At 58.1% G+C, this 19,343-nt stretch carries 17 protein-coding genes; 11 read left to right on the plus strand and 6 right to left on the minus strand.

The features are described from left to right. Positions 1–28 precede the first annotated feature (28 nt). The gene (locus IQ25_RS06655; RefSeq protein ID WP_220094525.1) at positions 29–1,657 is read left to right on the plus strand and encodes a GMC family oxidoreductase; all 1,629 of its coding nucleotides are present in this window, start codon (positions 29–31) and stop codon (positions 1,655–1,657) included. Between the two features lie 318 nt (positions 1,658–1,975). On the opposite strand, the gene IQ25_RS06660 is transcribed toward IQ25_RS06655, so the two are convergent. Continuing rightward, the gene (locus tag IQ25_RS06660; RefSeq protein WP_144903983.1) at positions 1,976–2,776 is read right to left on the minus strand and encodes an enoyl-CoA hydratase/isomerase family protein; all 801 of its coding nucleotides are present in this window, start codon (positions 2,774–2,776) and stop codon (positions 1,976–1,978) included. Positions 2,777–3,071: 295 nt separating this feature from the next. Here IQ25_RS06660 and IQ25_RS21470 point away from each other — a divergent pair, with 295 nt between their 5' ends. From IQ25_RS21470 to IQ25_RS06680, 4 genes are all read left to right on the plus strand, one after another. Then, positions 3,072–3,581, plus strand: a complete 510-nt coding sequence (locus IQ25_RS21470; protein ID WP_407070585.1) for a sulfotransferase — start codon at positions 3,072–3,074, stop codon at positions 3,579–3,581. Between the two features lie 70 nt (positions 3,582–3,651). Beyond that, positions 3,652–4,449 (plus strand): SDR family NAD(P)-dependent oxidoreductase, encoded by a 798-nt coding sequence (locus IQ25_RS06670; RefSeq protein ID WP_144903987.1) that lies wholly within the window; start codon positions 3,652–3,654, stop codon positions 4,447–4,449. A 12-nt stretch (positions 4,450–4,461) separates the two neighbouring features. After that, positions 4,462–5,385, plus strand: a complete 924-nt coding sequence (locus tag IQ25_RS06675) for an NmrA family NAD(P)-binding protein (protein ID WP_144903989.1) — start codon at positions 4,462–4,464, stop codon at positions 5,383–5,385. Next, positions 5,340–6,617: a cytochrome P450 gene (locus IQ25_RS06680; protein WP_144903991.1), complete on the plus strand. Its 1,278-nt coding sequence runs from the start codon at positions 5,340–5,342 to the stop codon at positions 6,615–6,617. Before IQ25_RS06675 ends, IQ25_RS06680 begins: the two co-directional genes overlap by 46 nt. Positions 6,618–6,677: 60 nt before the next feature. Here the strand turns inward: IQ25_RS06680 and IQ25_RS06685 are convergent, their stop codons facing one another. Together IQ25_RS06685 and IQ25_RS06690 are read right to left on the minus strand one after the other, a co-directional pair. Further along, positions 6,678–8,282: an AMP-binding protein gene (locus IQ25_RS06685; RefSeq protein ID WP_258536969.1), complete on the minus strand. Its 1,605-nt coding sequence runs from the start codon at positions 8,280–8,282 to the stop codon at positions 6,678–6,680. A gap of 302 nt (positions 8,283–8,584) precedes the next feature. After that, positions 8,585–9,493 carry an SDR family NAD(P)-dependent oxidoreductase gene (locus tag IQ25_RS06690; RefSeq protein ID WP_158637687.1) on the minus strand — a complete coding sequence of 303 codons (909 nt, stop codon included), beginning with the start codon at positions 9,491–9,493 and terminating at the stop codon, positions 8,585–8,587. Positions 9,494–9,715: 222 nt separating this feature from the next. Between IQ25_RS06690 and IQ25_RS06695 the strand changes: the two genes are divergently transcribed. From IQ25_RS06695 to IQ25_RS06715, 5 genes are all read left to right on the plus strand, one after another. Beyond that, a complete protein-coding gene (locus IQ25_RS06695) occupies positions 9,716–11,011 on the plus strand; it encodes a DUF1214 domain-containing protein (RefSeq protein ID WP_158637688.1) in 1,296 nt (431 codons plus the stop codon). Between the two features lie 29 nt (positions 11,012–11,040). Beyond that, positions 11,041–11,586, plus strand: a complete 546-nt coding sequence (locus tag IQ25_RS06700; protein ID WP_158637689.1) for a MarR family winged helix-turn-helix transcriptional regulator — start codon at positions 11,041–11,043, stop codon at positions 11,584–11,586. A 149-nt stretch (positions 11,587–11,735) separates the two neighbouring features. Beyond that, positions 11,736–12,494: an SDR family NAD(P)-dependent oxidoreductase gene (locus IQ25_RS06705; RefSeq protein ID WP_144904001.1), complete on the plus strand. Its 759-nt coding sequence runs from the start codon at positions 11,736–11,738 to the stop codon at positions 12,492–12,494. 14 nt (positions 12,495–12,508) lie between these two features. After that, entirely contained in the window at positions 12,509–13,501 is a 993-nt protein-coding gene (locus IQ25_RS06710; protein ID WP_158637690.1) for an amidohydrolase family protein, read from the plus strand. After that, a complete protein-coding gene (locus IQ25_RS06715; RefSeq protein WP_144904005.1) occupies positions 13,498–14,247 on the plus strand; it encodes an SDR family NAD(P)-dependent oxidoreductase in 750 nt (249 codons plus the stop codon). Before IQ25_RS06710 ends, IQ25_RS06715 begins: the two co-directional genes overlap by 4 nt. A gap of 422 nt (positions 14,248–14,669) precedes the next feature. On the opposite strand, the gene IQ25_RS06720 is transcribed toward IQ25_RS06715, so the two are convergent. Genes IQ25_RS06720 through IQ25_RS06730 form a run of 3 tightly spaced genes read right to left on the minus strand, consistent with a single transcriptional unit; the run spans position 14,670 to position 17,912 of the window. Continuing rightward, entirely contained in the window at positions 14,670–15,854 is a 1,185-nt protein-coding gene (locus IQ25_RS06720; RefSeq protein ID WP_144904007.1) for a DUF1214 domain-containing protein, read from the minus strand. Between the two features lie 48 nt (positions 15,855–15,902). Beyond that, positions 15,903–17,117 (minus strand): MFS transporter, encoded by a 1,215-nt coding sequence (locus tag IQ25_RS06725; protein WP_144904009.1) that lies wholly within the window; start codon positions 17,115–17,117, stop codon positions 15,903–15,905. Between the two features lie 15 nt (positions 17,118–17,132). Beyond that, complete coding sequence (locus IQ25_RS06730) at positions 17,133–17,912, minus strand: SDR family NAD(P)-dependent oxidoreductase (RefSeq protein ID WP_144904011.1); 780 nt, start codon at positions 17,910–17,912, stop codon at positions 17,133–17,135. A gap of 655 nt (positions 17,913–18,567) precedes the next feature. Here IQ25_RS06730 and IQ25_RS06735 point away from each other — a divergent pair. Further along, positions 18,568–19,338, plus strand: coding sequence for an SDR family NAD(P)-dependent oxidoreductase (locus tag IQ25_RS06735; RefSeq protein WP_158637691.1), 771 nt, complete (start codon positions 18,568–18,570; stop codon positions 19,336–19,338). Positions 19,339–19,343 lie beyond the last annotated feature (5 nt).

Here is a 19,343-nt window from a genome sequence, read left to right on the forward strand (position 1 = left end):
TCGAGTTGGTGGTCTCTAGCTCTTGTCCATGGATCGTCTTGGGCGATCGTGGGCAGTAACGGAAAATGTCTCGATGAACATCACAGCTGACTATGTCATCGTCGGATCAGGCAGTGCCGGTGCAGTTCTCGCCGCACGCCTGAGTGAAAATCCTGCAGTCACGGTGGTGCTACTCGAAGCTGGGAAGGATCGGACAAAGGAGCTGTTTGTCCGGATGCCTGCGGGCTCGTTCGCAATGATGCAGCGGGAACGCTACGACTGGTCTTATCAGACCGAGCCCGATCCTACCATTGGCAACAGGACGCTGAACTGGTCGGGCGGCAAGATGCTGGGTGGATCGAGTTCGATCAACGGCATGGTCTATGTTCGGGGCAACCGGCAGGATTACGATCGCTGGGAAGCTGATGGCGCGATTGGTTGGGGCTGGAACGCCATGCTGCCCTATTTCCTCCGTTCGGAGCAATTTACAGGGCCAAACAGCCAGTGGCATGGGTCCCACGGTCCCATGAAGGTAGGACCAGCAAACGCCCGCCATCCGATCTGCGACGCAGTCATCGGAGCATTCGAGGCATGTGGTGTGCCACGTCTTTCTGAATACTGCGCGGGTGAACAGTTCGGCGTATACGATATTTACACCACCGCGCCCGGCGGAACACGAAGGAGCACTGCCGAAGCTTTCTTGTCCGAGGCACGGCACAGGCAAAACCTGACTATCGTCACAGACGCTATGGCCGACAAGGTCATCATCAAGGATGGCTGCGCCGTCGGCGTGCGTGCTCTGGTAGGCGGGGAAGCGCGCGATTTCATGGCGGGCGAAGTCATCGTTTCTGCCGGAACGCTGCAGAGCCCGGGCGTCCTCATGCGATCTGGCATTGGACCATCGGCGCATTTGCAGGAGCTAGGCATTCCGGTCGTGGCTGATCTGCCCGTCGGCCGCAATCTTCATGATCACAATGGTGTCTCGACCAGCCGCTTTATCGACATGCCGACATACAACAGCCCGTTCGGGCCGTGGACCATCGCAAAGAATCTTGCACGCTGGATGATCAAGAAGGATGGCCCGATGGCCAGTGCGGCGGTCCACGTCATGGCTGGCGTGAAATCACATCTGGCATCAGATGAAGCAGACGTCTCCATCAGCATGCTCGCCCTGGCGATTGATATCAGTAGTGGCGCGCCACGCATGTCGAACCGACCGGGCATCACGATTGGCGGCAGCAACATGCGGCCACGGAGCCGAGGCGAGTTGCGTCTGCGCAGTACTGACCCGCGTGATAAGCCGGTGATCGATCACCGCCTTCTATCGGACGAAAGTGATCTCGAACGCCTCGTGTTTTTCCTTAAGTTCGTAGATCAGGTCTGGTCGTCGCAACCCCTTTCAAATCATGTCACCGGCATGAACTCGCCCGAGCGCCCGCTTGTTACAGATGATGAGCGTCGCGACTGGATCAGGTCGATGGTCGGGATCGGCTATCACCCTGTTGGCACCTGCCGGATGGGGGGAGTAGGCTCGGTATGCGACCCCGAACTGCGCGTGCGCGGGGTGTCCGGTTTGCGTGTTTGCGATGCCTCGGTAATGCCTCAGGTTGTTTCCGGAAACACGAATGCTGCCACAATCGCACTTGCTGAAAGAGCGGCAGATCTCATCCGCGGCTAAGGCAGGGGCACGTCGGTAATCAGGTCATGGCAGCGTTCGCGGTGTGACCTTGTCTGCGTGACGTGGAAGTGCGGTACGACGGGCTATTCGCCAGCGTCACTGGGACCGGCCGCAAGCTTGGCTCCTGGCAGGGCGGTCGTGCTCTCCAGACGCACGTTAAAAGTCCTCTTCAATGACATCGTTGTTGCGCAGCATGGCATCAAAAACAATGCGGTATGCGATCTGGGATTATCCTGTTGGTCGAAGGATTTTCCGCCAATCACTCATTCAACGATTGGTATTTCATGTGCGGCCCTGGTACGTCGCTCCCATCGTCGTCTACGCTGATGCATTCCGCTTTTGCGCATCGATCATTGACTGAACGATCTGGCCATGTTCCGGTCCTTGTGTCTGGGCAAACTGCAATTCCATTTGCGCCCGCAGAACGGTGTCCATGACAGCCTTTGAATACTGATTGAATAGCTGTTTGGACCCAGCAAGCGCACTGCGAGGTTGGCGTGAAATGCGCTCGGCCATAGAAAGCGCTTCGCTCATCAAATCCTGAAGCGGCACGACCTTGTTGGCTAATCCACAGGCGACCGCTTCGACTGCGGGCAACCGATCACCGGTGAACGCCAGTTCCTTTGCCTTGTGCAGCGAGGTCAGGAACGGCCAGGTAACGGAGATCCCATCGCCTATGACAAGGCCTACGTTGACATGGGGCTCGATGATGAAAGCATTCTCGGACATGATGACGATATCGGAAAGGGCAAGCAGCGTAGCGCCAAAACCAACGGCAGCGCCGTTCACTGCCGCAATGACCGGTACGGGGATGTCCAGCATTGCAGCGATGAAGTCCCGCCCATTTGCAATCGTATCGTTAGCGACCTGAGGATCGCGCGCCGTTGCAACGAAATGGGCAAAGTCTCCGCCGGCGCTGAACGCCTTGCCAGCGCCGGTTATGATCACGGCCCGAACACTATCGTCTGCAGCAAGTGACCGGGCGGTTTCTGTCAATTTGAAAAGCAGTGCCGTAGACGCAGGATTGCGGTCTGCGGGTCGATTGAGCGTCAGGACTCGCACTGATCCATGGTTCTCAATCAGCAGATCGTCTTGTGCCTCATAATGTGCAGCAGTCATCGCAATTCCTACGTTTTCTCGTGAGACGTACCATGACTAATGACATAGCCCTGCAAAAGCGATGTTCGCCGCGGAGGCTCCGTTATCGGTCATGCGATCCCTTCGAAGCGATTCTTGCGCCTGAATGGACACCGGGCCAGCGGTAGGCCGTCGGTCGCATGCACGTCGCTACGGGAATTGGCCAATGATTGCGCAGGGAGACGATCTGCTTCGTTCCGCCGAGGCCGCTACTGGCCATGGGGATTGGGGCGGACCGGAGCACTTTGAAGCAGAGTTTCGAAGATTGTTGCATGCGATGGTCGAAGACTTGAACGGTGCCGCAGATCTGACCAAAGCTGGCCGTGAAGTGGCCCGGAGGAGGATTGCCGCTGTTCTGACGGCTCGGCTCGAGTTTGTTGCTGATCGTCGTGCCGACCCTGCGATCGGCAGCGAGGAAATAACAGCGCCGCTGTTCATTACCGGAATGCCAAGATCGGGTACCACGTTCCTGCATGGATTGATGGCGCAAGATCCCCGCAATCGAGCGCCGGTGGGGTGCGACCACGCTTGGCGTTGCAGAAAGCCCGCCTGGAAGATCGCGTTTTGCTTAACATCCGGGCCACATCTTCGACATTCCCGGCCTTCTCCAGGCCTATCCCGATGCGCGCAATGCCGCGAAGACAACCCTTGTCCCGCTGTCCGAACTTCGCGAGCATTTGCCAGCAGACGTGGCGCGTGTCACGCCCGCCCGTCGCGCAAAAGACTATTGCAGCGCGCAAAAAGGGCTTTCTTCGCAGGCACGACTGGGGCCGCTGAGCTTTCGTGAGAACCGGCCCTTCACCTAATCCGCCTTCGCTCTCAAAGTGCAGGCGTCATGTCAGAAAGCAGGCTTTATAATGAACGGGGTCAAGACTTTTGAAGGTACGCTGTTCGACCTGACCGGACATACCGCCTTGGTGACGGGCGGCAGCCGCGGGATTGGACGGGCGATCTGTGAGCGGCTGGCTCAGCATGGAGCCAATGTGATCATCGCTGGCCGCAAGCTTGATTCGGCTGAAGCAGCGGCCTCGGCGATCAACGCCCGATCGGGAGGAAGGGCTCTTGGCGTTGCCGCCAACATCACTCGTGCCGATCAGCTTGAAGCTCTTGTTGCTGCAGGAGAGGCTGCATTCGGCACAATCGACATCCTTGTCACCAATGCTGGCCTGCACATTCATGTCGGCCCAAGTGCCGAGATGACTGAGGCTGTTCTCGAAAAGACGATCGACGGAAACTTTCGCGCCCTTCATCGGCTGGCACAGCGGCTGCTTCCGGGAATGTTGACGCAAGGCTGGGGCCGGATCGTCAACATCGGGACGATTGCAGCGCACTTCGGCAGTGGCGTGTACCACAGCTATACCCTGAGCAAGCAACTGGGGATGCAGTACACTCGCAATATTGCAGTCGAACACGGTGCCGCAGGCATACGAGCCAACACGGTTTCGCCAGGTCTTATCAAGACCGACATGGCTCAGGGATTGATCGATAATCCTGCAGAACTGGCGAAGGAAATGGCGCGATCCACTGTTGGTCGGTTCGGTGATCCAGACGAGATCGCTGGCGTTGTGGTCATGCTGGCCAGTGCCGCCGGCGGATACATCAACGGCCAGACCATTCCTGTCGATGGCGGGCAGACGATACGATACGTGGTTTAAGGAGTGCGATGAATGGCTACAGATAAAATCGTCCTGGTGACAGGCGCTACCGGTATGCAGGGCGGGGCAGTCGTCGACGCCCTTTTGGACAAGGGTTTCAAGACAAGAGCGCTGGTCCGCGATACAAATTCAGCTGCTGCGCGCGCACTTGCCGAACGCGGCGTAGAAACCTGTCAAGGCAGCTTCGATGACGTAGCAAGCCTCGAAGCCGCCATGGACGGCGCCTACGGCGTATTTTCGATGCAGAACGTATCGCTTCCCGACGATCCGGATTCCGAATTGCGGCATGGGGCCAATCTCGTCGATGCGGCTCGCAAAACTGGCGTTCAGGTTTTTGTGCATACGTCTGTTGCACGTGCAGGCAGGCAATCGGAATTCGCTGGATGGTCGGAAGGCCGGTGGTACGAGGGTTACTGGAACGGCAAGTCTGGCGTGAATGACATCGTGAGGGCGTCTGGCTTGCCGAACTGGGTTATCATCAAGCCAGCCTACATGCTCGAGAACTTCCTGCCACCCAAGGTCTCTTTCATGTATCCGGGATTTGGCGGCAAGGTTATTGAGACCGCCATGTCTGCAGACGCCCGGCTGGATGTTGTTTCCGCGACAGACGTAGGCCGTTTTGCAGCAGCAGCTTTTGCCGATCCGGCTCGGTTCTCTGGCGAAGAGATCGACCTTGCAGCTGCCAAGGTCACCATGGGTGAAATGGCAAAGTTCATTTCCGATGCCACTGGCGTGTCGGTTTCGGCTCATAGCTTCGCTCCGGATGACCTCGTCGCCAAGGGTTACATGCCAGGTCTTGTCGACAGTCAGGTTTGGGCGACAGTCGAGGGGTATCAAGTCGACCTCGATCGGGCCGCATCCTTCGGGGTGGACCTCGAAAGTCCAGAGGCATGGGCAAAACGCAACAGCACTCGCTTCCAATTCGATCCCAACTGAGCGGATGCACGGTGGAAGGTAAAGCTATGAACATCGTTTATCCCGCCGGAGCCTCGGCATTGGCCGACAGGGCTGCCTTCCACAATCGCCTCAGGCGAGCCGGCCCGGTTTCCCGAGCCGGCGATGGCGACTACTATCTTGTCGCAGGCTTCGAAGCGGTGAAGACTCTGCTTGAAGACCATGGCCGCTTTTCAAAGGTGGACGGCAATCAGCTTGCGCCAATGGAGCACAATTACGCACTGAATCAGGACCCTCCGTCGTTCAGTCGGTTCAGGGCAATCTACAATGCCTACATGTCGCCCAAAGGTGTCCGCCGATGGGCAGACGCGTGCACCGAGATTGCCGAGGAGCTGCTTGACCGGCTTGAACCCCTTGGCTCAGGCGACCTTCTGGACCTTTTCGGCAAGCCATTGCCAGCTGCGGTAACCGCCAAGGCAGTTGGCCTGCCGGAAGGGCAGATCGAGCGGTATCGGACATGGACCGACGCGTTTCTCGGCACCATGATCGAAGATCCGGCAATGCAGATGCGCATCATCGAGGAAATGTACGCGTTCTTCGATGAGGAGCTGGAGAGGAGGCGAGCCACCTTGCAAGCCTCAGGCATCGACAGGCCTGCACCGGATCATGTGGGAACGGTCCTCGGAGATAACCTGATATCTCTCCTGCTGACAACACAGGTCGGCGGACGGTACCTGACAGATGACGAAATCCGCCGCACGGTTCGTGGGTTCTTTCTTGGAGGTGTCGACACCACTGGAGCCCTGATTCTGAACACGTTGCATCGGCTGTTAGAGCAGCCTGAGTTGTGGCAAGCAGTCAGAAAGGATCACAGCCTGATCCCTGCTGCAATCGAGGAATCGCTTCGTTTTGATCCGCCAGCGTTCGGAATGTTCCGCGGTACCACTTGTGATTTCGCGATGGGCGAGACCGAACTATGTGCCAATTCGCGCGTCTTGTATTCAATCCCCAGCGCCAACCGCGACCCTGAGATATTTGAAGATCCCGACACCTTCCGTCTCGACCGAAAGCCGGTAAAGGGCGGTATCAACCACCTGTCGTTCGGGGGCGGAGCGCACTTCTGCCCAGGCGCATGGACGGCGCGCATGGAAGCGGGCATTGCCTTGCGCCTGATCGTCGAGCGACTGCCGAAGCTGCGGCTGGTGGGGCCGGTAGAGCACTATGACCTGATAAACTTTTGGGTCGTCCGTCGCTTCCCGGCAGCGTGGGATTGAGCTCCGGCTGAATCACAATCGGCCCCGCCTGACCGTTTCAAGGAACGATCGATATCGGGCTCATGCTTTCCCACGCCCCAATGCCGATAATGCCTGCTTGCGCAGCTCGAACTTCTGTACTTTGCCCAATGGCGTGCGTGGGAGTTCCTTCACCAGAAACAGATGTCTTGGGACCTTGTAGTTCGCCATCTGCTCGCGGCACCAGGCTGTGAATGTCGCAAGAGTGATCTCGGCATCATCTCGCGCAATGACAAACGCAGCAGTTACTTCTCCCATACGTTCGTCGGGCAATCCGATGACTGCCGCCTCAAGGATATCGGGATGTGCACCGAGCATGATCTCGATTTCAACCGGGTAGGCGTTGAACCCGCCGACGATAACGACATCCTTCAGCCGGTCGAGTATTCGCAGACGACCATCATTGTCGAGGCAGGCAACGTCCCCGGTATGGAGCCAGCCGTCGATGATTGTGGCCGCCGTTTGCACAGGATCGTCGAAAAACCCTTGCATCACGTTCGGCCCGCGGACGAGTAATTCACCCTGATCGCCGACTGCTACATCCGATCCATCTGCCGCCACAATGCGCACCTGGGTTCCGGGTATGGGACGCCCGACCGTTGTCACGATGGCATCCAGCGGATCGCCGGGATAGTTCGTCGAGATCATCGCAGTGGCCTCGGTCTGGCCATAGCTGGTCAGAAAGATATCGAAGCCCAGTACCTCATAGCCCGCCCGAATGATCTCGGGCGGCGTCTTTGCACCGCCTGTATGGCCCGTGCGGAGAGACGAGATATCGCGTTTGGAGAAATCGGGATGCTGCATCAGCGAGTAAAACACTGTTGGAGCGCCCGAAAGCTGGGTGATCTTCTCGCGCTCGATCAATGCCAGCATCTCGCCTGCATCAAACGCACTGAGCGGCCACATCGTCATCCCGCCCATCAGCGCTGACATCCAACCCGAGCGATAGCCAAAGGAATGGAAGAACGGATTTACGATGGCTGTCCTGTCGGTTGACTGCAGGTCGTTGGATTGGCTCCAGAGGCCAGTCATCCAGAGTGCCTGTCCATGACCATGCATGGCGCCCTTGGGCTGACCAGTCGTACCGCTTGTGAACATGATGTCCAGCGTCGTGTCTGGCGTGACCTTTGCTGCGGCTTCGGCGAAGCGATTTCTGGCAACTTCATTCAAATGGTCTGGAGCAAAATCCTGATCATCAATACGGATCAGGGCCTTGAGGCGCGTCAATTCGGCAATCGGCCTGCCATCGGCACTGGCGCCACCGCCTGCAGCAATGGCCATGGACGCATAATCCGTGCCGAGAAAACTGCCGACAGTAAAAAGCACCGAAGCGCCTGACCGTCGAAGAACATAGAGGATTTCAGGTCCCTTGAAACGGGTGTTGATGGGGACAAGGATTGCGCCGACGGACTGTGCCGCACAAGCCGCAACAATCCATCCGCTGCAGTTCGGCGCCAGAATCGCCACACGATCGCCATATCTCACGCCAAGTTCAAGGAGGTGAGCTCCCAGCCCTGCCACGCGCCGCTCGAGTGCAGCAAAAGTGGTGACAGTGCCGTCCTCATCGATGCAAAAGGGCTTGTCCTGCCACTTTGCCGCCACATGTGCGATGACCCGTGGTAGAGTATGAGTCAGCCCAATCTCCAAGCCACCGTATACTCCGACCATCGCTGTACATCCCCTAGAGCCAATGCCGGTCATTTCCGTCACGCACATCGTTTGTTCGCCTTGAACGAGTTGAGCAACAGCGCTTGGACATAAGGCACTGCTGACATCGCAGCCGCGATCCGGTGACAGCCATTCAGGTCTGTTGAGACGCAGCCCCTTACGTCACCGGCCAGATTCTGCCCGTAGACGGAGGGATCCACGTCCATCGGGCAGTCATTGGCCAGAGTTGAGCCGGTGGGACCAACGCAAGTGCTGCCTGCGACCTCCCGGTGGCTCCAGAATCAATTGGAAGCTCTGGCGGCCATGATCTCCTTGTAGACCTCGCTTACGTCTGCAGTGACCTGCTTTACACCTCCACCACCATCCACCGGGAGAAGTTCGCCCGTGGTAAAGCTGCTATCGTCGGATGCGAGAAAGGCCACCATCCCAGCTATGTCAGCCGAGCTGCCAGCTCGCGGAATCATGTGAGTGGCGCGCATTGCGGCTCCGGCGACGGGATGGTCATGCAGGTGCGCATTCTGGGACGTCCTGATTGCACCGACTGCAATGCAATTGCTGCGGATGTTGTAGCCGGCATAATCGGTCGCAACCTGGCGCGACAGGCCTTCGAGAGCCGCCTTCGAGGCAGAGTACGCTGGCAGTCCGGGGGTTGCCTTCGTGCCGGCGCGGGAAGACAGATTCACGAATGATCCCCCGCCCGATTTCTGCATCTCCGGGATCGCGTATTTGAAGAACCAGAATGGCCCCCAGAGGTTGATCAGCAATTGCCGTTGAAATCCATCGTTCGTCTCATCGATGACCGGCAGCGCACCGCCGCCACGGATCGCATCCACAGCTGCGGCAAGATTGACGACGATGTCCAGTCGCCCGAACGTCTCGACAGTCGAAGTGACGATGTTGCGGACATCTGCTTCAACACCGACATCAACCCGCTTGAACACGGCAATGCCGCCAGCCTTCACGATCCTTTGCGCACATGCCTCTCCGCGATCGGCGTCACGCCCACAACAGACAACCGACGCACCTTCCATTGCCAGGCGCTCGGCCACGGTTTCGCCCATTTCCTTGGTCGCGCCCGTCACAATCGCAATCCTGCCAGCCAGCCTCTGCATCGCCTCTCTCCTTGGGAAATTTTGAGAAAGATGTCTTAATTTGTCTTGACGGTCAATTCTTGGCTTGGGCTTGTTCATCCAATAGCTAGTGCGTCGCCATGGACCTTTCCGGGTTTGACTGGCGGTTGCGGCGCAAGTGACGGACATCCTGGAACGCCCTAATCGCAGGTGCGATGGCACCAGGCGCCACGGTCTTGGTGCTGGCCGATGTGACTTGATCCAATTACTTTACTTGGTGAAGCGATGCTCTCTGCGTTCCTCGGGGTTCGCAAAGCAAACTCGCCACCGGGAGAAGATGCCATGGCAAGTGCCATTCCCGAATGGATCGGGACCAACGATTATCATTTGTCGTCACGGAATCCGATCGCAACTGCAGATCAGATCTGGGTCGAGCAGAAATCCTTGCGCCTGCTTGCGCGCACCGATGTTCAGGCTGCAATTCGACAGGCTCAGTTTCTATGGGCGACCGTGTCTGAAACAGTAACCGATCAGGCCAAGGGGCTGCTTGGTGACTTCATTCAGGAGTACGCGCTGAATTATATAAACAAGGCATGCAACAGTGACGCCAACTACCCGCGGATCTTTCAGAACTGGATGATCGAGCACGAATGGTTCGGTCATAAGGTTCCTTCTGCACGTATCGGGGGCGACAATCCCGACAATGGCTACCGTTTGATCCCGGTTGAGCATGGTGGCCACTATCGGATCGATGGACGCTGGCTGGAGACAGGTCCTGCTGACGTAACCTGGACGATCGTGGGTAATCCGGGCACTTCCATCACGTTGGCAAGCCTCGACAATGAAGATTTGGTCGTAGGAGAAGACGGCAGCTTCACCGTCACGGTCGATGACCTGCCCGCGAATGGCAGGCCCAACCACCTTCAGACCAAGCGAGGCGCGCTTTTCCTGTTCGTTCGCGATGCCTTGGGTGATTGGGATAATGAACGTCCAAATGTCCTGCGCGTCACCAGGCTCAACCCGACCGACGCAGCGCCTATCGATGAAGACGAGATGGCCTATCGTGCGATCCAGTGGATGCTGGGCGACGTGCCGTTGTATTATTGGTTCACGATGCTGACCCACGGGAAACCAGTCAATCGGCTCATCCCACCGACTCCTTCGGGTGGGGTAGGTGGCCTGCGCTCACAGTTCGGATGCTATGGCACACTGCGCATCGCGGATGATGAGGCGTATGTGATCAAGGTCAACGCAGGCAACGCAGCCTTCCGGGACATTGTGGTTCATGATTGGTGGCATCGCAGTATCGCGCCTGACCGGTTTACCGGCTCGCTCAACAACGCACAGATCGCTCCCGATGCTGACGGCCACTTCACATTCGCGATCGGGCCGAAGGATCCGGGCATCCACAACTGGCTCGACACCGGCGGACTGAACGAGACGATCCTGTTGCTGCGCTGGCAAGGCGTGCCCCGCGCAACGCCAGACGACCAGTTGCCCCGTCTGCTGAGCGAGCAACTTGTCAAGCTCGACAATATCGAAGCAGCAACGGAGGGTGCGCGCACCATCAACTCGGAGGGGCGCGCCAAGCAGATCTCGTCACGTCGTGCCAGCTGGGCAGGCCGGCTTTCGCTCTGACAATGGTTGGCAGGAAAGGAACCGCGGCAGTGAGTGCCAGCAGCGCAGGTTCTGGCTCGGGGCGAATTACCGATCTTCTTGACAGGGCGGAGCAGCATTGGGCCGTTGACAGTTCAACCGATGATGCGCGTGCGTACGCGCTTAGCGCCCGCGTTCTGTATGTTGCCCGGCTCATCGAGCAGGGGTTTGTAGCTAAATGCCGTTCTTTCGGGTTGGCAACTGGCGAACTTCTGGTGCTGGAAGCATTGCATCGGTTGGGTGCACCCTACGAAGCCACTCCGGCACAATTGCGCAAATACTTCTTCGTGTCGTTTGCCGGCATCGGCAAGCGCGTGAACAAGCTGGAGGCGCTGGGTTACATTGAGCGCGGCGTGGTCGAAGCTGACAAGCGGAGCCAAACCATACGCCTGACGCAGACTGGGTTGACAGTCCTGTCGAACAGCAGCCGATCCGGACACGAACAACTGCACCGCGCGGCCCTGTCTTCCATGTGTTTGGAAGATCAGAAAACGCTAGCCGCGCTGCTGCGCCAACTCCAACAAAACATGGAAAAGATCGGTGCAGACCATGCCTGAAGGCACGACGCGTCCGAAATCCTACTGGTTGCACGCCGGGCAGCGCGCAGCCTTGCGGATCGAGCATGTCAGCCGAGAACTTCTGGAACAATAATGCAGCTGCCGCCTGCAGGCCGCGGTTGGGTGACATAGTGAATAGGAGAAGAGACATGAAACGTTTGAGCAATAAGGTGGCGATCATTACCGGCGGCGGGCAGGGCGTTGGGCTCGGCATTGCGCAGGCATTTGCAGACGAAGGTGCTTCGATTGTCCTGACCGGTCGGACGCCTGATAAACTTGCCGCGGTCGTGCCCGATCTCGAGGCTCGCGGGGCGAAGGTTGCGATCCACCCGGCCGATGCCCGTTCGCGAGCGGATGCCAACAAAGTCGTCGAGTTCACCGTGGAAACATTCGGCGGGATCGACATTCTCGTCAACAATGCCCAGTCGACCATTCCCGGGTTGTCGTTCAAGGACTACGGTGACGAAGAGATCGCTTCGACGGTCGAGTCCGGCCTGTACGGCACGATTTACCACATGCAGGCCGTGTGGCCGCATATGGCAAAGCGCGGCGGGGGCTCGATTATCAACTTCGGTTCGCGGCAGGGCATCGTCGCACCTGCTGGCTATTCGGTCTACGGCGCCACGAAGGAGGCTATCCGTGGCCTCAGCCGTGTCGCCGCCAGAGAGATGGGTCCAGACGGCATTCGCGTCAACGTTATCAACCCTTCCGCAATGTCGCCTGCCGCGCTGAAGTGGCTCAGCGACTTCCCCGAGGAAGCGGCAAGCAACCTGCTGGAGGTTTCGCTCCGGCGTTGGGGCGATGCGAACAAGGATATCGGCCCTGTCGCGGTATTTCTCGCTACAGATGAGAGCCAGTACGTGTCGGGCCAGACGATTAACGTCGATGGCGGCATGGTCATGCTGTGATGGATCGCGGCATCGTGCAGGGAAGTCTCCCACCCGTCATCATTGATGCACACCACCACATTTTCGGTGGCATGGCTGAGTTGGGATATCCTGACTATGAGCCAGGAGATTATCTGCGCGATGCTGCTCCGCTTGGGTCGAACTTGCGTGCGACGGTGTTTGCGGAATGCAACACGCATTATGACGCTGCGCAGCCGCCAGGCCTTGAAGCGACGGGTGAGACGCGTTTTGCGGCCCGGCTGGGCGCACGATTCGATGAAGAGCCGGTGCGTTGTGCATCGGCCATCATCGGGTTTGCCGATCCCTTTGCTGACCTGCCCTTCGAAAAGATCGTCGACGCTCAGGTGGTAGCAGGCGATGGCAGACTTCGTGCAATCAGACGGTCAACCGCATGGGACGAAGACGCACAATTCAACTATCCGATCCTTAAAACGCTGCCGCACATGATGCGCGATGAACGGTTCTGCCACGCGCTTCATGTTCTGGCGCAGCGTGATCTGGTCTTTGATGCATGGCTCTACCATCCGCAGTTTGGCGAACTGGTCGATCTGGCGAAGCGGGTGCCCGACTGCACGATCGTGCTCGATCATGCGGGGATGGTGCTGTCGAAAGGCAGATATGCAGATTCGAACAGGTCCTGGTCTGATTGGCGCGATGGGATCGCAAGACTGGCAGAGCGACCTAACCTCAACGTCAAAATTGGGGTGCTCGCGTCAATCCATGGGCTGGACGAGATCCGCCAGAAGACATGCGGGGAGCATTGGACGGGACCAGCTCTCGCGGAACATCTGGCACCATGGCTTGATCATCTGGTCTGCAGTTTTGGTCCGGAGCGCTGCCTGTTCGAAAGCAACTTTCCGATCGACAAGGCACACTGCGATTTCGCCACCATCGTCGAAGCCTTTTCACTGGCCTTTGGCGGGTTAGGGCCAAGCGAAAGAAACGCGATCTTTGCCGGGAATGCGGCCCGCATCTACAAAATCGATCTGCAGGACGAAGGCGTATGAGTTTCACGGGACGGGTCGCCATCGTGACGGGTGCTGGCAACGGGATAGGTGCAGCTTGTGCGAAACTGCTCGCCGAGCGTGGCGCTGCCGTGGTTGTATGCGATATTTCTGAAGATGCAGGGGCTGCAGTAGCCGACGCAATCAATGCCAACGGAGGGCGTGCTGCGTTCATCCAGGCTGATGTGACGCAGGAAGATGATGTAATCGCCTTAGTCTCGCGCACGGTTGCTCTGTTTGGCCGCCTCGATCTGGCCCATAACAATGTCGGTCTATGCATACCGGGGCCGACCATCGTCGACATGACCGTGGACGATTGGGACGTGACAATGAACAGGTCGTTGCGTGCCACCTGGCTCGGAATGAAGCACCAGATCCCCATCATGCTCGCACACGGCGGCGGTGCGATAGTCAACACGGCTTCAATGGCGGGGCATCGTTACATGGAGCTTGCCCCCCCGGCTTATGCTGCGGCCAAGGCCGGCGTCATCCACCTGAGCCGCTATGCATCGGATGCTTATGCCAGCCGCGGCGTTCGGGTTAACAGCGTCTCGCCCGGGCTCGTTGTGACAGAGGCGGTGGCGCGGGTGATGACGCCTGAGGAACAAGTCGGGCTAGCGGGGCGGGAACAGCGCATAGCGCGCGGGACGACACCTCTGGAAGTTGCCGAATTGGTTGCTTACTTGATGTCAGATGCGGCGGCGATGGTTACAGGATCGGACATGCAGATCTGTGGCGGCGCTCTATAAGCACGACAGCCAGGCGCTAACACATCGATATTTCCAGTGTCGGTGCGGCCACTGCGGGTGATGTCTAGGCGGAATGCCGGGATTGCCCAACGCCGTGGCGTGCTGCGGTGCGATGCCAGCCAACACCTTGCCCTTCTTTGTTAGGGCGGTGTGATCGATGGTCGGTCAGGCCGTGTCACCACAGAGCAGATCACCTGCCAGGTCAAAGCTGCCGCGCGATATATGCCGTCCAGATCAGACGTCGCGACTTGTTCCCCATCCCCTCCGGATAGGGATCAAGCCACCGCTAGTTATCTTCCTTCCGGTCCTCGTTCGTCCCCAGCCTCAGAAAATGCTGGCTCTGCACCCATCAGTGAAATCCTCCTTAAGGAGTCGCAAAAATCAAACCTCTGTCAGAACAGGGCTGGATCACCCAATGCGCTTCAAACCCCGAAGCGGCGACCGACCTCTGCCCGCCGGGCAAGGAGTTGCGCGTGGCGCTGTTCTGGCGTGATGATCGGCGTTTCCGCCGGCAAATGGTCTCGAAGGTCTGCCACCGCGACGAGCTTCGTAGCAGGAACCGGGAAGCGATCACTCAGGTACCAGCGCCATTGTGCATAGCCTTTGGGGAAGCCTGACGGGTCAACCCAGTTGGGCACGCCAGGATCCTTGACCGACATCACGATGCGGACCTTGCCATCTGCATCGACCACGGCCTGCTTGTTATTGATCGACGACTGATGGAACCGATAGTCTGTTGTCTGGTAAAAGTAATCCGCGAGCTGGAGGCTCCAGTGTTTCACATCCGGAATCTCAGTCTCGATGATGATCGCATCGTCCGGGCCTAGATCATAAAGCATCTTCACATAGGCGGCGAGCGGATTGCCGCCGATCTTGGTGGTGTCCTCGTCTGGCAGCCAGAAGCGGTTGCTGCCTACCGCCTGATCGACCTCTTCGATCATGCGCATCCAGGTATCGAGCGAGAAGCGCGTCTGGTAGGCGATGCCGCGTAATCGGTCTGCGATCTCCTCCTCGGTCAGAACCAAAGTGTCGTCTGAAAGCATGTCCAACGGTTCAATGTGGATCGTTGCCCCAGTGGTGCCCTCCCATTCATCCCAGATGTCGCGGACAAGCAGGCACGTGTTGGGAGCCGCAGGGTCAAGCTTCATCCAGTTGCCGGGACGTTCATCGGGCGAGGCGATGATCTCGAAGCTGCCGTCCGGCGCGATTGTGAAGTTATCGACATCCCATGCACCAATATTGGCCTGGTCAGGATCGCCCCACCAGCCCTTCTGTGCCTGAATATGCAACCACGGCGTATCTCCCCTGGTGCCCCAGATCCGATATGCACGCGAACCATCGATCTTCGTCCAGTGATAGCGGAAATCAGGGCTGGGCGCCCCCCAGTTGTACTCAACCGGCGTGAACATTAGGTGGGAGAAGAACGTAGGATAGGCTGTGCGCGGCCCCATGTAAGTGTTGAAGCCAAAGGCCTGCATCATGGAAATAAAGTACATTGCCTGCGTTCGCATCTCGGGCGACTGGGCAAAACGCCAATCCAGCGCTGCGCGACGGGCTTCGTCTATTGCCTTCTGATATTCGTTCCATGCGTCATCAGCCAATGGCATTGTCATCACCCTTGTTTTGCAAAATCGTCAGTGTTGCAGGCTTGAACGTCATTTCTCGAGCTCAGGCTCAGGGTATCTTCCCATTGCCAAGTAGAGAATGGCGGCTACGACAAGGAGCCCTGCACCCGCGATCAGGGCCGGATCATAAGTGGCAAGGTGATCATAGCACGCTGCTACTGCGATACCGCACAGAGCGCTCGCGATCGAAATCGCCGTAATCGTGATTCCGAATATTGCCGCAAGCTGTTCTATGCCCAGATAGCGGGCAATCATAAATCCTGCGAGATCGATCTCCGCCCCTTGCCCGAGCCCGATAAGTGCCAGAGCAGCGATCGCCCAGTTGACCGAGAGTGTCTCGGCGCTGAGCATGAGGCAGCCGCATGCCGCTGCGATGGTGAACAGGCACCCGATCAGTGGCGCCCAGACCCGATCTATCAATGCCCCTGTCAAAATCGTCCCTGCAAAAATCGATGCAGCCAATACGCCTCCCAGCGCCGCAGCAGCCTGTAAAGCAAGGCCTTTGCCGCTGAGGATGGGTTGAAGCTGGCCAATGATGCCCACAATCGGGCCCAAGGTCAGGCTGACGGCGCCGCACAGGATCAGAACATGCCGATTTCGCAGAAGCTGAACGAACCCGGAGAGGCTGACATTTCCGCCTCTGCTAACTCCGCGGCGGCGCAAAAGACGCGTGGCTGGCCATCCAACCAACAGGGCCAGCAAGCCAAGCAGCACATAGCCACCGCGCCAACCAAACCTAGCGATCGTTCCGTAGCACATGATGGGTAGCAACACGCCCGCAACCGCTACTCCGAGTCTGGATGCTGCCAGCGCAAGGCCACGCGATTGATTGAAGCAGGCAAGCACTGCGCGGCTGAAAACAATGCCTGCGGTTCCCATCCCGAACATCGGCAGCGCAAGCATAAGCCCGTAAAAGGCGGCGAGGGAATTGGGCATTGCAGCCAGCCCAAAATAGGTTGCTGCCACCAATGGAAAGCAAGCAGCCGCAATGGCTCTGGCTCCGAAGCGATCAACCAGCAGCCCGAAGGCTGGCGCCAACAGGCCGGCGAGTATCTGGGCATTGAGTGCCAGAGACTGGCTCGTGCGGCTCCATCCGAACTCGGCTTGCAGTGGTAGGATGAACTGGCTCGATACAAACGAAAACACGCCCATACCTGTGGCGATGCCAAGTGCGGAACCGACCACCACCAGCCAGTTCGACCGCCATTCCTCAATGCGGGGCGAGGGAGGATCAGATGTTGTCATGGGAGGTCATTGCCGTCAGGTCATCATCTGGCCGCCATTCAACGACCATGTCTGACCAGTGATGTAACTGGCGTCCGGCCCCGCCAGAAACGCGACAGCCCGACCGATGTCAGCAACAGGATCGCCCAGACGACCGAGTGGAATGCTGGCCAGTACAGCGGTAGCCCGCTCCGGGAAATCCTTTTGAAACTGTTCGGCAGATTCCGTCAGTGATGCGGGGCAGACCGCATTGACGCGGATACCGTGACCGCCCCAATCTCGCGCGGCAACACGGCTGAGGCCCTTCAAACCTTCCTTGGCAGCACCGTAAATGGACATGCCAGCATGACCGAGAATACCTGCATTCGATGCAATGTTGATGATTGATCCGCCGCCTTGCTGCTTCATCGGGGCAAACGCAGCCTGCATGTGGTGAATCGCCCCGATGAGTCCTGAATTGACGACCATCGCAATGATTTCGTCAGTCACAAGTTCAAGCGAAACGCTGACCGGTCTTGGGGTGGATTGCGCATTGTTGACCAGAATATCCAGTCGTCCGAAACGGGCCAAGGTGGTGGCCACCGTCCGGTCGGCATCGTGTCGTTCGCCAACAGTCGCCACCATGTGGCTGACCTGACCTCCCGTCAGTTCCGAAATTTCGTTGGCACAAGCAGTGAGTTGGCTTTCCGTACGCCCTGTCAGCACCACGGAAGCGCCTTGCTCGCTCAGCGCGATGGCAATACCTCGCCCAACGCCGCGTCCTCCGCCAGTAACAATTGCAACCTTGCCTGCCAGCGGTGCCTTCTGGTTCAGCATGGAAATTGCCTCACTTTCTCGACCGGCTCCGGCCAAAGGCACGCAGGATGCCAGATTGGAGCGTTGTACAACTTGCAGCTGCCGCTATGCCCTCGCACCTCTGCCCGATGACGATCATCACGGCTGGTCCGGCTGAGCCAGCCGGCCACTCATACAAAGCGTCAGCAGCCAAATGACTTCATGCTCGTCTGATCATGCCAAAAACAGAATTTCTCTTTACCCAGTTGCCTACTTCCGACCTTGCTCGCCCCAAAGTTGACAGCAGGGAAGCCTACGGGAAGAGGCATCGCATAAGCGATCCAGTGCTGCGTGCGCATTTTCAGATAGCCTCATTAACAAGGTCAATATAGTTTTCCGGGCTATCTAGATCTGCGCTCTCGAAGTTTGGTTTGGGGCCAGAGAATGGGCGCAAAGGAGAAAGGCACCTCCAGCTTTCGGATCCCGGCAAAATCGACGGCGGAACACAACCGGCCAACGCCATTTTTGAAGCCAAACGACCCGAGGGTCATGACCGTAGTTTGCGACAGAGAGCGTATTTGAGGGGCATCTATCAAGATTGAGTCAGACGATCTGAAGTCGGCCAAAACGCCCCGCTATCGCAGTGTGACCGACGTTTTGTGAAGGGCCTGGCGAGTTGCCAACGCAAGGAATGCTCATGGATCTCAAGCTGAAATACAAGGCGGCCATCGTTGCCGGTGGTTCCAGAGGGTGCGGTTTCGCCATTTCTGGAGCGCTGGCAGCAGAGGGCGCGAAGGTTGTCATTACCGGCCGTGAAGCCGAGCATGTCAACAAGGCTGTCGAGCAGATCAGGGCTGACGGAGGCACAGCATCTGGGGTTGTGGCCGACATGTCAAACGCGTCCGGAGCAAAGCGCATTGTTGATGAAGCACACGCCGCGTTCGGCCCGATCAGCGTTCTTGTTGTCAATCCCCGGTCAGCGTCGCAGACGCGCGGCTTCGAGGCGCTAACCGATGAAGAACTGGATGACGCCCATCAAACGTGGGTGATGAGCATCGCCCGCCTGGCCCGTGGTGTGTTGCCAGACATGAAGGCAGCACAGTGGGGTCGCATCCTGTGCATCGGCTCGATCGGCATGAAGGTGCTTCATCTGGAAGACCCGATGTATGCACAGAACCTGCGAGTTGCAGCGGCAGCCTTGATAAAGACCTTGAGCCATGAATACGGCACGTTTGGCATCACCGCGAACACCATTGCAACAGGGCCATTCATGAGTGAAGTCGCGCGTCGATATATGGAGACTGGCGGTTTGAGCGCGGAAACGATGCTGGCCAAGACTGCTAGCGGCCGCTGGGGTGATCCGAAGGAAATGGGCGCTGTTGCAGCATTTCTGTGTTCTGATCAGGCCAGTTTTATCACTGGTGAAACGATCCGGGTCGATTCCGGCTATACGCATAGCCTGTTCTGAGGCGG

It is taken from the genome of Novosphingobium taihuense (genome assembly GCF_007830315.1).
In the GTDB taxonomy this organism is placed as follows: domain Bacteria; phylum Pseudomonadota; class Alphaproteobacteria; order Sphingomonadales; family Sphingomonadaceae; genus Novosphingobium; species Novosphingobium taihuense.